The organism is Lentihominibacter sp. (assembly GCF_046951855.1).
In the GTDB taxonomy this organism is placed as follows: Bacteria; Bacillota; Clostridia; order Peptostreptococcales; family Anaerovoracaceae; genus Lentihominibacter; species Lentihominibacter hominis.
The window spans coordinates 20302-35099 of the sequence record NZ_JBKTXS010000016.1 but is presented as its reverse complement, the minus strand read 5'-3'; the positions used below and the strand labels follow the sequence as shown (position 1 = coordinate 35099).

Annotated in this window: 16 protein-coding genes; 3 read left to right on the top strand and 13 right to left on the bottom strand. The window is 40.2% G+C overall.

Annotation, left to right across the window (positions count from 1 at the left end):
* Nucleotides 1-103: 103 nt before the first annotated feature.
* The 7 genes from secG to trmL all read right to left on the bottom strand — a co-directional run bounded on the left by secG (nucleotide 104) and on the right by trmL (nucleotide 6900).
* Nucleotides 104-334: a preprotein translocase subunit SecG gene (secG, locus tag ACLR96_RS05905; protein WP_177269004.1), complete on the bottom strand. Its 231-nt coding sequence runs from the start codon at nucleotides 332-334 to the stop codon at nucleotides 104-106.
* An 80-nt stretch (nucleotides 335-414) separates the two neighbouring features.
* Nucleotides 415-1710 (bottom strand): phosphopyruvate hydratase, encoded by a 1296-nt coding sequence (gene eno / locus ACLR96_RS05900; protein WP_177269002.1) that lies wholly within the window; start codon nucleotides 1708-1710, stop codon nucleotides 415-417.
* A gap of 85 nt (nucleotides 1711-1795) precedes the next feature.
* Nucleotides 1796-2542, bottom strand: coding sequence for a triose-phosphate isomerase (tpiA, locus tag ACLR96_RS05895; protein WP_177269000.1), 747 nt, complete (start codon nucleotides 2540-2542; stop codon nucleotides 1796-1798).
* Complete coding sequence (locus ACLR96_RS05890; protein WP_177268998.1) at nucleotides 2542-3726, bottom strand: phosphoglycerate kinase; 1185 nt, start codon at nucleotides 3724-3726, stop codon at nucleotides 2542-2544. Before ACLR96_RS05890 ends, tpiA begins: the two co-directional genes overlap by 1 nt.
* A gap of 87 nt (nucleotides 3727-3813) precedes the next feature.
* On the bottom strand, nucleotides 3814-4830 hold the full coding sequence (gene gap, locus ACLR96_RS05885; RefSeq protein ID WP_177268996.1) for a type I glyceraldehyde-3-phosphate dehydrogenase: 1017 nt from the start codon (nucleotides 4828-4830) through the stop codon (nucleotides 3814-3816).
* Between the two features lie 65 nt (nucleotides 4831-4895).
* A complete protein-coding gene (rpoN, locus tag ACLR96_RS05880) occupies nucleotides 4896-6356 on the bottom strand; it encodes an RNA polymerase factor sigma-54 (protein WP_243206926.1) in 1461 nt (486 codons plus the stop codon).
* A gap of 73 nt (nucleotides 6357-6429) precedes the next feature.
* Nucleotides 6430-6900: a tRNA (uridine(34)/cytosine(34)/5-carboxymethylaminomethyluridine(34)-2'-O)-methyltransferase TrmL gene (gene trmL, locus ACLR96_RS05875; RefSeq protein WP_177268994.1), complete on the bottom strand. Its 471-nt coding sequence runs from the start codon at nucleotides 6898-6900 to the stop codon at nucleotides 6430-6432.
* 238 nt (nucleotides 6901-7138) lie between these two features.
* Between trmL and ACLR96_RS05870 the strand changes: the two genes are divergently transcribed.
* Nucleotides 7139-8110, top strand: a complete 972-nt coding sequence (locus ACLR96_RS05870; protein WP_177268992.1) for a homoserine dehydrogenase — start codon at nucleotides 7139-7141, stop codon at nucleotides 8108-8110.
* 21 nt (nucleotides 8111-8131) lie between these two features.
* The gene (locus ACLR96_RS05865) at nucleotides 8132-8629 is read left to right on the top strand and encodes an SEC-C metal-binding domain-containing protein (protein WP_177268990.1); all 498 of its coding nucleotides are present in this window, start codon (nucleotides 8132-8134) and stop codon (nucleotides 8627-8629) included.
* Between the two features lie 150 nt (nucleotides 8630-8779).
* On the opposite strand, the gene nth is transcribed toward ACLR96_RS05865, so the two are convergent.
* Nucleotides 8780-9421, bottom strand: coding sequence for an endonuclease III (gene nth, locus ACLR96_RS05860; protein ID WP_177268988.1), 642 nt, complete (start codon nucleotides 9419-9421; stop codon nucleotides 8780-8782).
* A gap of 159 nt (nucleotides 9422-9580) precedes the next feature.
* Here nth and ACLR96_RS05855 point away from each other — a divergent pair, with 159 nt between their 5' ends.
* Entirely contained in the window at nucleotides 9581-11179 is a 1599-nt protein-coding gene (locus tag ACLR96_RS05855) for a cytosine permease (protein WP_177268986.1), read from the top strand.
* A gap of 112 nt (nucleotides 11180-11291) precedes the next feature.
* Here ACLR96_RS05855 and ACLR96_RS05850 read toward each other — a convergent pair whose 3' ends face one another.
* The 5 genes from ACLR96_RS05850 to ACLR96_RS05830 form a co-directional block, all read right to left on the bottom strand.
* Complete coding sequence (locus ACLR96_RS05850; RefSeq protein WP_177268984.1) at nucleotides 11292-11804, bottom strand: ferritin; 513 nt, start codon at nucleotides 11802-11804, stop codon at nucleotides 11292-11294.
* A gap of 85 nt (nucleotides 11805-11889) precedes the next feature.
* The gene (locus ACLR96_RS05845; RefSeq protein ID WP_177268982.1) at nucleotides 11890-12525 is read right to left on the bottom strand and encodes an ABC-2 transporter permease; all 636 of its coding nucleotides are present in this window, start codon (nucleotides 12523-12525) and stop codon (nucleotides 11890-11892) included.
* Nucleotides 12522-13370: an ATP-binding cassette domain-containing protein gene (locus ACLR96_RS05840; RefSeq protein ID WP_177268981.1), complete on the bottom strand. Its 849-nt coding sequence runs from the start codon at nucleotides 13368-13370 to the stop codon at nucleotides 12522-12524. Before ACLR96_RS05840 ends, ACLR96_RS05845 begins: the two co-directional genes overlap by 4 nt.
* Nucleotides 13363-13746, bottom strand: a complete 384-nt coding sequence (locus ACLR96_RS05835) for a GntR family transcriptional regulator (protein ID WP_177268979.1) — start codon at nucleotides 13744-13746, stop codon at nucleotides 13363-13365. Before ACLR96_RS05835 ends, ACLR96_RS05840 begins: the two co-directional genes overlap by 8 nt.
* A gap of 99 nt (nucleotides 13747-13845) precedes the next feature.
* Complete coding sequence (locus tag ACLR96_RS05830; RefSeq protein ID WP_177268977.1) at nucleotides 13846-14631, bottom strand: nitroreductase family protein; 786 nt, start codon at nucleotides 14629-14631, stop codon at nucleotides 13846-13848.
* Nucleotides 14632-14798 lie beyond the last annotated feature (167 nt).

Below are 14798 nucleotides of genomic sequence, written 5' to 3'. Positions count from 1 at the left end.
AAGAGGCGTCAATGACACCTCTTAACTAACATGCTGAGCACGAACTATTAAAGCATTTAATAATAAAAAACAACTTTATACAAAGGTTCCAAAACGGCGAGCGCTACTCGATCGCCACAAGAACCAATGATAACACGATAAATAATACTGCTGCAACTGCTGCTATTTTACTTAATATAGCATCATAGCCCTGACTCTTTCTCTTTCCGAAAAGCTGTTCGGCTCCTCCGGCGATAGATCCGGAAAGTCCGTCGCTGTTGCTGGATTGCAGTAAAATACTTATGATCAGTATTACACTAACAAGTGCAAGCACTATTTTAAGAGCTATTCCCATGTTCAATCCTCCTCATATTCTAACTTTTTAAGTTTATCACAGGGCCATTCAAAAATCAATGACTTTGCTTGTTCCACAGTCTATTTTTTCCTTATATTATAAAAAGCATTTCTGCCTGCATACTGTCCTGCAGAATCAAGCAGCTCTTCTATTCTGAGAAGCTGATTATACTTGGCGATCCTGTCTGTTCTCGACAGCGAACCGGTCTTTATCTGTCCGGCGTTAAGACCCACAACGATATCCGCTATAGTAGTATCCTCAGTCTCTCCGCTTCTATGGGATACTACTGCTGTATAGCCCGCCTTTTTGGCCATCTCGATAGCATCAAATGTTTCTGTAAGAGTTCCGATTTGATTTACTTTTATGAGAATAGAGTTGGCAATTCCTTTGTCGATACCCTCTGAAAGTCTTTCTGTATTCGTAACAAACAAATCATCACCTACCAACTGAATTCTGCCGCCAAGCTTTTCTGTAAGATGCGCCCATCCTTTCCAGTCGTCTTCAGCAAGACCATCCTCAATAGAAATAACCGGATACTTATCGCAGAGCATTTCATAATATGAAACCATTTCTTCGGCGGTCCTGCTCACACCCTCGCCGGTAAGATTGTAAATATCCTTTTCAGCATCATAAAACTCACTGGCAGCAACATCAAGAGCGATTTTCACATCATCTCCCGGTTTGTATCCCGCTTTTTCTATTGCTTCTATAATAACCTGTATTGCTTCTTCATTTGTAGAAAGATTAGGCGCGAAGCCGCCTTCATCTCCCACTGCAGTATTCATGCCCTTTGCCTTAAGTACGCTTTTAAGATTATGAAAAACCTCAGCGCCCATTCTCAAAGCTTCTCTGAAGCTTGAGGCACCTACAGGCATTATCATAAATTCCTGTATATCCACCGTATTATCTGCATGGGAACCACCATTTAATATATTCATCATAGGTGTAGGCAGTACTTTTCCGTTTACGCCGCCCAAATATTGAAACAGAGGAAGTCCCAGAGATTCCGCGGCAGCTCTGGCTACAGCCATGGAAACGCCTAAAATAGCATTTGCACCCAGCTTACCCTTGTTAGGAGTTCCATCAAGCGCTATCAGCATTTTATCAAGACCCACCTGGTCAAAAGCGTCCCATCCCAGAATCTGGTCTGCAATAATATCATTTACATTATCAACTGCTTTGAGAGTTCCTTTACCTAAATATCTGGCTTTGTCTCCGTCTCTGAGTTCTACCGCTTCATGGATTCCCGTTGATGCTCCCGACGGTACGATAGCTCGCCCTATGGATCCGTCTTCAAGCATTACTTCAACTTCAACCGTAGGATTTCCTCTTGAATCAAGGACTTCTCTTGCAATTACGTCTTCAATATAAGCCATAACAATTTACCTCCTTAAGTTTTGATATATTCAACTGAAAAATTTTCATATGATCCGTCTTGCGGACACAATAGTTTCATACAGATCAGAAATCTATGATTTCCATAAAATCTTTGGCTTTCAGGCTTGCTCCTCCTACCAAAGCTCCGTCTATTTCAGCCATATTCATTATTTCTGCAGCATTGGCAGGCTTCACGCTGCCTCCGTACTGGATTATCACCTGATCAGCGGTATCTTCTCCGTAAAGATCTATAAGCGTATTTCTTATAAATTCACACATTTGCCCGGCCTGCTCTCCTGTGGCTGTTCTCCCCGTACCTATAGCCCATATAGGTTCATAAGCTATGACGATACGCACTGCTGCCTCGGCATCTATATCCGCAAGCCCCTGCTCCAGCTGCGATCTGACTCTGTCAAAAGCCTTTCCTGCATCCCTTTCTTCCAGACTTTCTCCTACACACATGATAGGTCTTATTGAACTGTCAAGAAGTCTTTTCATTTTCAGGTTTACAGTTCCATCTGTCTCTGCAAAATACTGTCTTCTTTCCGAATGCCCTACTATACAGAAATCAACTCCGATCTCTTCCAGCATAGAGACAGATATTTCCCCTGTATAAGCGCCTTCATCTGCAAAATGTACATTCTGTGCGCCTATTTTTATATCTGTTCCTTTAAAAATCTCCGCTAAAGCTTCAAGATCCGTAAACGGAGCACATATAGCCGCCTGTATATCTGTACCCTTATAAAGAGACTTAAATTCTTCGGCGAATTTTACAGCGTCTGCTTTTGTCTTAAACATTTTCCAGTTGCCTGCTATGAACGGTATTCTCATTACTTTTCCTCCAAACACGATATTCCCGGCAGTTCTTTTCCTTCAAGAAATTCCAGAGAAGCTCCCCCTCCGGTTGAAATGTGAGTCATTTTATCAGCATATCCAAACTGCTCCACAGCCGCAGCCGAATCTCCGCCTCCTATTATAGTGACAGCTTCGCTTTTGGCGAGAGCCTCTGCTATTGCCTTCGTTCCTTCAGCAAAATTAGGCATTTCAAATACTCCTGCAGGTCCGTTCCAGACAACCGTTTTAGCTGTGGAAATAACTTTCTTATACATATCAATTGTCTTCGGTCCTATGTCCATACCCATCATATCAGCAGGAATCTTATCTCTATCAAACACGCCTTTTTCGCTGCTATTATCAAATTCCTTTGCACATACGGTATCTACAGGAAGCATAAGCTGTACTCCTACGGCCTTCGCCTTCTCCATAAGCTCTTTGGCAAGCTCTATGCTTTCCTCATCCAGAATTGAAGTTCCTATTTCGTATCCCATAGCTTTAAAGAATGTATAGCTCATTCCTCCCACTACTATGAGAGAATCCACTTTTTTAAGAAGATTTTCTATAACGGGAATCTTGTCTCCGACCTTGGCGCCGCCCATTATGGCAACGAAAGGTCTTTCCGGGTTCTCAAGAGCATCTCCCAAGAATTTTACTTCTTTCTCTATAAGAAATCCTGATACACTCGGCATATATTCAGCAAGACCTGCTGTAGAACAATGTGCTCTGTGGGCAGTTCCGAAAGCATCGTTTACAAATATCTCTCCAAGCTGAGCAAGCTGACCTGTAAACGGTTCCTCGTTCTTTGTCTCTTCTTTTCGGTATCTTACATTTTCCAGAAGCATTACCTGTCCCGGCTGAAGCTCCTCGGCAGTTTCACGCACCTTATCATCTACCACAACATCAGATGCCGCAAAGATAACTTCCTTCCCCAGAAGCTGCGACAGTCTGTCGGCAACAGGTTTAAGTGAAAACTCAGGCTTAGGCTCGCCTTTAGGTCTTCCCATATGAGACATCAGTATAACCTTAGCATTATTCTCAATGAGATATTTTACGGTAGGCAGCGCTGATGTTATTCTTATATCATCGGTTATCTTGCCATCCTGCATGGGTACGTTAAAATCACATCTTACCAGCACCCTTTTCCCTGAGACATCAATGTCTCTAATAGTCTTTTTCATTCAAAACCTTCCTTTTTAATTTTTGTACAGGTTCTTAAAGATCAACAGCCGGCACAAGGTCGGCTGTCGTTTTTTCCAATATTAATATTATGCGTTATCCACACTGTACATATGCTTTATAAGCTCCAGTACTTTGGTGGAATAACCATATTCATTGTCATAGAATGCTATCAGCTTAAAGAACTTATCATTGAGCTGTATCCCTTCTCTTGCATCGAAAATCGATGTATGAGGATCGCCGATGAAATCACATGAAACCACTTCATCATCAACATATTCTATAACACCTTTCATATCCCCTTCGGACGCTTCTTTTATTTTTCTGCAGATATCCTCATAGCTTGCTGATTTTTTCAGCTGTATATTAAGATCGATAACAGATACATCATTTGTAGGTACACGATAGGCTATACCCGTCATCTTTCCTGCCAGTGAAGGGATTACGAGTGCCACTGCCTTGGCAGCCCCTGTACTTGTCGGGATAATATTTCCGAAAGCAGATCTCCCCGTTCTCCAGTCTTTTTGTGAACGCGCATCAACAACCTTCTGCTTTGCTGTCGCTGCATGAATCGTTGACATAAGTCCCTGTTCGATCCCCCAGTTATCTTCAATCACCTTTGCTAAAGGAGCCAGGCAATTAGTAGTGCATGAAGCATTGGAAACAATCGTCATATCTTTCTCATAATCATTATGGTTTACACCCATAACGAAAGTAGGCGTTGTCTTATCCTTAGCCGGCGCTGTAATGATAACCTTCTTGGCTCCCTGATTGATATGTACCATTGCCTTTTCGGTAGTGTTATATGCGCCTGTTCCCTCAACTATATATTCTGCTCCGCACTGATCCCACGGAATATTTGAAGCGTCACTTTCGCTGTATACAGGTACTTTTTTACCATTGATGATCAGTCCGTCGTCGTATACTCCAAGCTCTTTCGGAAAACGTCCAAATACAGTATCGTACTTCAGCATGTATACCATGTATTCTTTGTCAGCATTACGAACATTGATACCTGCGATTTCTATCTCAGGCATGTCCATTGCTGCGCGAATAACTACACGCGAAATACGACCAAAGCCGCTTATTCCGATTTTAATTGCCATTTTTAAACTCCTCCTAAAAATATCACTAAGTTTATTTAATTTAATATATATTTACCCTCTGCGGGTTAATATCGTTTTCGTTTGGATGATGACAGTATGTTCAGCTCGTCTCTGTATTTTGCCACCGTCCTTCTGGAAATGCTTATGCCCTTTTCTTTAAGCATTTTTACCATTTCCTGATCGCTGTAAGGTGATTTTACATCTTCATTATCTACTATTTCTTTAATAAATTCTTTTATGCTGTTGGAAGAGATTCCTTCCCCATGACTTCCCGACACTCCTGCCGAAAAAAAATATTTTATCTCAAAGACACCTCTCGGACACTGAAGATACTTGCCGTTTATAGAACGTGACACCGTAGACTCATGTATCCCCAACTCCTCCGCAATATCTTTCAGAGTAAGCGTCTTCAAATATTTGCTGCCTTTATCCAGAAATTCCTTCTGATGTTTCACTACAGCCGTAACCACATTATAAATTGTCTGCTTCCGCTGTTCTATACTCTTTATAAGCCAAACAGCCGAATTGACCCTGTCAGATAAATATTTTGAAAGACTATCATCATTCTCCGACTGTTTCATCAGCTTACTGTAATATGAACTTACCATCAGCCTCGGAGTGCTGCTTTCATTTACCGTTACCACATAATCATCGTCAGATCTTTCGATTATAACATCCGGCACTATATATTTTGTCTCCATTTGAGATGCAAACAACCTGCCCGGTTTAGGCTCAAGTGTTCTGATGATATCGCTCATCTCCTGTACTTTCTGAGGAGATATTCCCATATCCTTAGCTATGACTCCCAACCTGCTGTTGGCCAAATCCTCCAAATGCCGATTTATAACTTTTTCAAAAAGATCTGTAAGCTGTCCTTTCTGTCTCAGCTGTATCACAAGACATTCAGCCAAATCTTTAGCCCCCACCCCTACAGGATCGAAACCATGTATAATCTCCAAAACCTCTTCGACCTTTTCCTGCGGAGCACCTGTAGCACAGGCTATCTCCTCTACAGTTGACGTCATGTATCCATTCTCGTCAAGAGATTCTATTATATACTTGCCTACACGTCTGCATCCCTTTTTATTGGATGCAAACTGAAGCTGAAACATAAGATGTTCAGGAAGAGTGACATCAGAATATACATATTGTTCATATGCATTTTCTTTTTCTTCACCGTTCCTGTCTTCCCACTGTCTGTAGCTTATGTCATCATACTGTCTGTCTTTGACGTATTCCTTCCAATCAAATTCATCGTTCTTATAATCCGAAGCCTTTTCCCGGTGCTCTGTCATATGTTCTTCGAAATGTTCCGCAGTGTTTACGCCGCTCACATGTTCAGATGATTCGCGCGGTTCACTGCCGGCCTGTTCCAGAACAGGATTGACCAGAAGCTGCTCCTGCACATAAGAATCCAGTTCCTGAGTATTGAACTGCAAAATCTGAATCGCCTGGATAAGTTCAGGCGTCATAACCAGTTTTTGAGACTGTTCAATCTTCAGGTCATAACCAAGTCTCATACTCATCTTTTAAATACCTCGGTTTATATTATAACATATAGCAAATTTTTTGCCAGTGCTTTGCCGGGAATTAGCCTCATTATTTTAAACTGGGGAACCCCATTTGCCTCAAAGCTTCAAAAAGAATTATGTTGACTGAATTGGCCAGATTAAGAGATCTCAATCTGGTATCCTCGCTCATAGGTATTCTTACAGCACTCTCTCTGTGTTCCTCTATAAAGGGTTCAGGCAGACCTGCCGTTTCCCTCCCGAAAAGGATCATATCTTCATCCTTAAACTGTATATCGGTATAAATATGCTTTCCTTTAGTAGTAGCCAGAAACATCCTACGATCTCGGTATTCATCCATAAAATCATCAAGACTTTCATGAATCTGAAGTTTCACATAAGGCCAATAATCAAGTCCGGCTCTCTTCAGGCTCCTGTCATCTATGGAAAACCCCAGCGGCTTCACAAGATGCAAAACAGTTTCCGTTGCCGCACAGCTCCTCGCTATATTGCCTGTATTAGGAGGAATCTCAGGTTCCACCAAAACTATATGTATAGCCATAAACGTTTTCTCCTTTAATAAATAACCTTTATATTTTATTGTACGTTCCCCTGCCGTAAAGTCAATATATAAAGCAAAAGCTTTCCAAATTAACTGATGCTCTTAATTATCAAAACAAATTTTATCAGTCATTTCAAAATGCCAATCCATATTTATAGTATAGTAAAAAATTTTAAAGACAAAACGTGAAATTTATTATATAATTAATAGTAAATGTTAAATTGAGTGGAGGGAAAACATGAAAACAATAAAAATCGGATTGCTTGGTCTTGGAAATATAGGTACCGGAACATACAAAACACTGGAAATGAACAGAGACGAAATCGAATCCACACTGAATTCAAAAGTAGAGATCGTAAAAATACTGGAAAGAGATACAGAACGTGACAGAGGGATCGCCGTTCCAAAGGAAAAGTTTACATCCGATCCCGACGAGATCTTTAAAGATCCCGAAATCGATATAGTCATTGAACTTCTTGGTGGGATAGAGCCTGCCACATCATTTATACTGAAGGCTATGGAAAACGGTAAACATGTTGTTACTGCCAATAAAGCCGCTATAGCAGCCAACTATCATAAACTGATGGAAACTGCCCAAGCCAATAATGTGCTCTTCAGATTCGAAGCAAGTGTCGGTGGCGGCATACCTATTCTCGGAACCCTGACAGGTCCTCTCAGAGCCAATAAATTTGAAGAAGTTTTAGGTATCCTTAACGGAACTACAAACTACATACTTACAATGATGACAAAAGAAGGCGTTGATTATGATACAGCACTCAAAGATGCACAGGCGCAGGGTTTCGCCGAAGCTGATCCCACTGCAGATGTGGAGGGTATCGACGCTGCCAATAAACTTACTATTCTGATGGCTCTCATGTTTGATAAGTACGTTGCTCCCGAAGATATCCCTACTACAGGAATTACTCAAATAACAAAAGAAAAGATCGAAGAAGCAAGAGCCAATAACTGCAAAATTAAACTGATAGCTCATGCCAAGAAACTGGAAAACGGGGAAATTGAATATGAAGTGCGTCCTATGCATATAAGCGAGACCCATCCTCTTGCCAATATCAATAAAGAATTCAATGCGGTATTTGTAAAAGGCAATGCCGTAGATGATCTTATGTTTTACGGAAAAGGAGCCGGTCCGCTTCCTACAGGAAGCGCCGTACTCGGTGATGTCATAGATATTGCAAAAACAATTTTATAAAAACTCGACAGGAGGTCTAAAATGACTTTATTTGAAGAATGGAAAGATCTTATAGAAAATCAAACTGAAGAAACATTTCCCGAGTTTTGGAAGGAATACAGCGAAGCTGAAACCAAGATATACAGTGATATACTGGACAAACCCAATGAGAAAGTGACGGGGACTTTAGGAGATCTGGCTTGCGGATATGAAGTACGTCCTGTGATCTTCATGGGATTTTTAGACGGAATAAACTCAAGTCTGAAAAAAGAAAATGACTTTGAAAATTTTGATGAGCAGTCAAATGTAGAAATTCAAATTGAACCGGAAAAGCTCTTTTATAATATGCTTGCCGCAGGCGCTGATTATCTTTACGGACTCCCCCAATGGACAGACATCTTAGGTGAAGACAAAATGACAGAGATCGCAAAAGAATATAAAAAATCAAAAACAGTCGTAAAAGGCAAAAAAATAGGCCGCAATGAACCTTGTCCATGCGGCAGCGGCAAAAAATATAAACACTGCTGCGGGAGGAATTGACCCAGCGATATGAAATGAGCTGTGGTATTTCCCCCGTCATATGTCACAGGACTTTAGTCCGTGGTGACCAACGACGCAGAAGAATTGACCCAGCGATATAAAATGAGCTGCGGTATTCCAATAATTCGCACTTAAAAACGACAGCTGTAATTATCGGCTGCCGTTTTTTTCATATTTACAAAGCTTCTTTATAACACACTCATCGCATTTAGGATTTCTGGCAATGCAGCAGTTTCTTCCATGGTAGATCAAACTGTGATGAGCTTCGGTCCATCTGTCTTGCGGAAGCACCTTCATCAAAGCCAACTCTGTTTTAAGAACATCTTTCTCTTCTACAAGCCCTATTCTGTTTGCAAGTCTGAAGACATGAGTATCCACTGCTATCCTCTGATGTCCGAAACCTACAGACAGCACCACATTGGCGGTTTTTCTTCCCACCCCCGGAAGCTTTATAAGCTCATCATAATCATCAGGAACCTTGCCATCATAATTTTGCATCAAATTTTTAGCCAGCGCTATTATATTTTTAGATTTTGTCTTATACATGCCTATGGTTTTTATTATATTTATCACATCCTCCTGATTCGCTTCGGCAAGCTCTGCAGGCGACGGATATTTTTTAAACAAAGCATCACTTATTTTGTTAACACTTTTGTCGGTAGTCTGAGCTGATAAAACTACAGCTATCAGAAGCTGATATGTATCCATATGTACCAGGGCGCATCCTGCATCGGGATATTCTGCTTTCAGAGCATCCAGTATCTGGTTAATCTGTTTCTTCGTAAAGGCCATGATTTTTTCCTCCATTTCAATTATGTTTTCATTATATACGAATAAGAATATTTTGCAAACCCGGCACGAACCTTTGCGTATTTTCAATAGCCATTTCTGTAACTATAATGTATAATTATTTTATTATATTCTGATCAAAATATAAACATGGAGGTTTTTATGTCAACATATACACAGGTCGAAAAGAACGGGCTGTTCCAATTGACTGACGCAGCACGTGCTGAGCTCATATCATCTAAATACTACAATGAGGATCTTGCGCCTACATCTGTTTCTCAGCGAACCTGGACGACTTACAATATTTCTATGCTGTGGGTGGGAATGGCTATCTGTCTGCCGTCTCTGACTCTTGCAACAGGGCTGGTAACTGCGGGAATATCGCCATGGCTGGCAATTTTAAATGTGGCTATCGGAAATCTCATAATACTTATACCTATACAGCTCAACTCTCAGATCGGCTGTAAATACGGTCTCTCGTTTCCCGGCCTGGCAAGGCTTACATTCGGCAGCCGAGGAGCTCAGATTCCGGTACTTTCAAGAGCCATCACCGCATGCGGCTGGGTTTCTGTACAGGCATGGGTAGGCGGCGGAGCTGTCGCTGCTATCATCGGATGTTTTATACATAAATTTTCCGATCAAAACTGGACAATAAATCTCCCTTCGTGGGGCGGCATACAGTCACATTCTGCCGGAACCTTTATCGGGTATGCAATTTTTTTCGCTGTCATGACATGGATAGCTTACAAAGGAATTAACAAAATAAAACTGATACAGAATATAGGAGGTCCACTGCTGCTTATTCTGCTGGTCGGCCTTTTTATCTGGTCTTTAAAGATCGGAAACGATGCCGGCTTCAGTTTTGCAGAAATAATGAGTCAAAAAAGTACATTGAGCGGAAAAAGTTTTGCAGCGGCCTATCTTGCAGGACTTATGGGCAATATAGCTTTCTGGGCAATGATGTCTCTCAGTATTCCTGATTTTTCCCGTTATGCTAAGTCACAGAAAGCTCAGTTCAAGGGACAATTATACGGTATGCCTATTCCCATGACATTCTGCGCTTTTATCGGGGCCTTCTATGCTCAATCAGCTACTATGTTCAATACCGCCAACGGTCTGAACCAAGGTGATCCGGACTGGTACGATCCTTTTGATGTCATATCAGTACTCTATAACATCGACAATAAAATAATAGTTTTAATAACTGCTATAGGAGTAATGGCCGCCACACTCACCACATGTGTATCCGCTAATATGGTGGCCCCGGCCAATGGATTCACCAATGTATCACCTACAAAAATATCTTATAAAAGAGGTGTTCTGATCACTATGTTCATTTCCTTTTTTGTATTACAGGCATGGTGGATATACGGATCAGGAAATGAAGCATATCTGATATGGCTGAATGCCTATGGATCTGTTCTTGCCCCGCTGGCAGCGATATTTATAGCTGATTATTTCATATGCAAACACAGACGGATAGATGTAGCAGGGTTGTTTAAAGGAGCTGACGGAAGATACTGGTATTCAAACGGATTTAATCCGGCCGCCATTATCTCATGGGCTGCGGCATTTGTGCTGCCGCTGTTCACTTATTTTGGAATGGATGGATCATTCTGGGAGATTATTAACTCCGTAAGCTATATCTGGTCATTTATCATAGGCTTTATATTATACGTGTTACTTATGCAGACAAAAATGGGAAAAAGCTCATATGTCACCAGCGAAGAACATGAATCATTCACAGAAAGAATCCTTTGATACGAAAAAACAGCGAAGCTGCTTTTACAACTTCGCTGTTTTTATTTATTATAATATCAACCACTATCATCAAAACTAAATCACAAATCTGACTTTATCTATGCATTCTTCCCTACAGTGTCAGTGAAGGCGCTGTATAAGTTCTTTCAGACAGTTCATTATCAAGCATATAAAGACCTTTGCTGTCTCCGCCAAAGAGTTCAAATTTCTTGACAAGATCATCAGCTGTATCTTCTTCTTCTGCCTGCTCCTTAACGAACCAATCTAAGAACTGCATGGTTCTGAAATCCTTTTCTTCATATGCTGCAGCATAGATATTATGTATCAAGCCTGTAACATATCTTTCATGTTTAGCCCCTTCATTAAGCGGATCTATGAATTCTTTAAAATTTTTATCCGGTTTATCTATAGCTTCCAAAACAACAGCCTCACCGTTCTGCTGGAGATAATCCATGAACAAAACGGCATGATCACGTTCTTCCTGAGCCTGTATCTTATACCAGTTGAAAAAACCATTAAGACCTTCATCCTTATAATAATTTGCCATATCTAAATACAAATATGCCGAATAAAACTCTTTGTTTACCTGATCATTCAATAATTCAACTATTTTCTTTGATAACATTGTAATTCCTCCTCGCCCATATTTATTTTTTAACTGTAAATTTATTGTAACATATCATTTTAAAAAAGTCTACTAAAACAGTCCATTAAAATTCTTTTTTCCCATATATTCTTACTGATAAAAAAAATGAGATACATCCCAAAACTGCCATAAAACCAGTAAGAAAAGCAAGCCAAGACCACCTGCTCATGGATATCACAGCATTAAAAAAAGCTCCCTCTCCAAATAAATCCGGGAGTTTAGGACCTACAAAACTTATCACTGCAATTGCTGCAGCCACGACAGCGATAAAAGCAAAACGTCCTTTCTCCACGCCAAACTTAAATATTACAGGCATAAGAACAGCCCCCATTATGATACCAAACGGAAAAAGTACGGCTGACAAAAATATACTTTCTTCAAGCGACTCCCCCAAAACCATACTCCCTGCACAGGCTATAACTGCAGAGACCACAATCGATATCAACATTATAAGATATTTGGACAGTATAATCTTTTTCCTTGAAAGAGGTGATGTCACTGCAAAGACATTCCACCCGCAGCTGTCATCATAAGCAACAGCTGTCATTGGAATCATTACCGCAAACATTACCATGATACCGCTGAAAAATCCCGGCTGACCATTCCACAAACTGATAAAAAACCATAAAATGATTATAATTATATATATCTTCAATTGCTGTCTCAGATTTATAAAATCTTTTATCAATAACCCCTTCATCTTTTTTCCTCCTTTATCATCATCACCATAATATCTTCTACAGTAGCATTATCCGTAATCAAAGCTTCATTCACCATCTGTCTCTTTACCAGTGCTTCTATTCCGAATTCTGTCCTGCGAAAAGCAACTACCGCCGACTTATCTATATTCTCAAAAGTTTTAACAGTACATCTTGCTATTGCATATGAAGCCAAAAGCTCATCCTTCTCATCGCTGAAAACAATCCTGCCTTCATGTATTAATGTTATATAGTCACATACCTTCTCAAGATCACTCAATATATGTGACGAGATAAACACGCTGTTATCTTCATCCTGTATAAATTCACGCAGTATATCCAAAAGCTCATCTCTTGCCACAGGATCAAGCCCCGATGTCGCTTCATCCAGTATAAGAAGTCTGCTGTTATGTGAAAGAGCTACAGCTATTGAAAGCTTCCTTTTCATACCTGTAGAATATGATTTTATCCTTTTATTTTGAGGAAGCCCGAATTTTTCGGTATACCGGAAAAAAGCCCTGCTATTCCACGTAGAATATATTCCTTTCATTATTTTATTTATATCCTTTGTATCTGCCTCGGGAGGAAGTCCGTAATCATCCATCACTACTCCTATATTCTCACGTACAGCTGCTCCTATATTTTTAAAGGATTCCCCAAAAAGTTTTATATCTCCGCTGTCATAACGTATAAGTCCTGTCATGGCTTTAATTACAGTGGTTTTACCAGCTCCGTTTTCACCTATGAATCCCATTATGTATCCTTTCGGCAAGACTATATTTATATTTTCCAGTTTAAATCCATCGTATTTCTTCGAAAGACCTGTTATTTCTATAGCATTATTCATTATTCTCCTCCTCATACATCAAAGTCAGCATATCCTTTATATCTTTCAGTGACAGGTCACAGCTTACTGACAGTCTTATAATTTCATTTAGATGGCTCTCTATACGTTTCAAATATTCCTCTCTGACCAAATCAGTATTCTTCTCTGCAACAAAGCTTCCTTTTCCGGTCATAGTGATTATAAAACCATCACGTTCAAGTTCTTCGTATGCTCTTTTTGTCGTTATCACGCTTATTCGCAGTTCTTTAGCCAGAAGTCTCATAGAAGGCAGCATCTGGCCTGCATTAAGTTCCCCGGTCATTATCTTGGATTTTATCTGCGAACTTATCTGCTCATAAATAGGCCGCCCGTCTGAATTGCTTATTATGATGTCCAAACTGAACACCTCCATTTCATATTGTATATACTCATTATATACAATGTGAACATGTTGTCAATAGTTACTGACAATAATATCGAAAAAAAAGAGTGGATATCACACCCACTCTATATCAGCCCGTTTAAATCTTTGAGGAATATGTAGATATTCTTCATCTTCCGGATAACCTATCATAAAAGCTCCGTAAAAACTATGGTTTTCAGGCAACTCTGGCAGCAGTTCCTTTATTTTCGGAACATTGTTTGCCATCCTTTTCAAATATCCGGCCCAGCATGTGCCGACTCCTTTAGCCTGTAAATACAGTTCGGCAGTAGTCATAGCTATTGCTGTATCCGTCTCCGGAGATATTGCATTATCGCTGGCATATGCCAAAAGCAATGATGTTGCAGTTCCCATAACAACATTGTTTCCTATTTCCATTTCTGAAGCTATTTCCGTAGAAACCCCTGTAGACTGCACATACTCCAGTATAAAATCCATCATCTTTTCCATTACATCCTGAGATTCTATTATCATCCACTTGGTGGGATGCTGATTTTTAGCACTTGGGGCCCATGCCGCCAACTCAAGAGCCTCTTTTATAACTGATCTGGGAACCTGCTCTTCACTGAAATGTCTGTAAGATCTCCTTTTCAGTATATGATTCCTGAGATCTTTGTAAAATCCCTCCCTTATTACAGGAAGCTCATCATCTACTATAGATGGCTTTCCGTCATATGTTATTGCCTCTGTAGGACATACTGCTCCACAGTGCATACATCCTATGCACTTTTTTCCTTCTATTTTCCGGATCCCTTCGCCGGATTCCTCCAAGACAGTGAAGGGACAGACTGTAACACAAGTCATACACTCAATACATACATCCCTATTAATCTTTATCATTTAATCCTCCCTATTTCATAACATATCTACACGTTTTGTTTCTACTATCATAGACAAAGTTTGAAATTCCGTCAAATAAATTTAAACTTTTTTTATTTTACTGTTGACAGTTGCATGTACATTCAACTATAATGAACTCAAGAAACAGTTGAACAATCATGCAATCG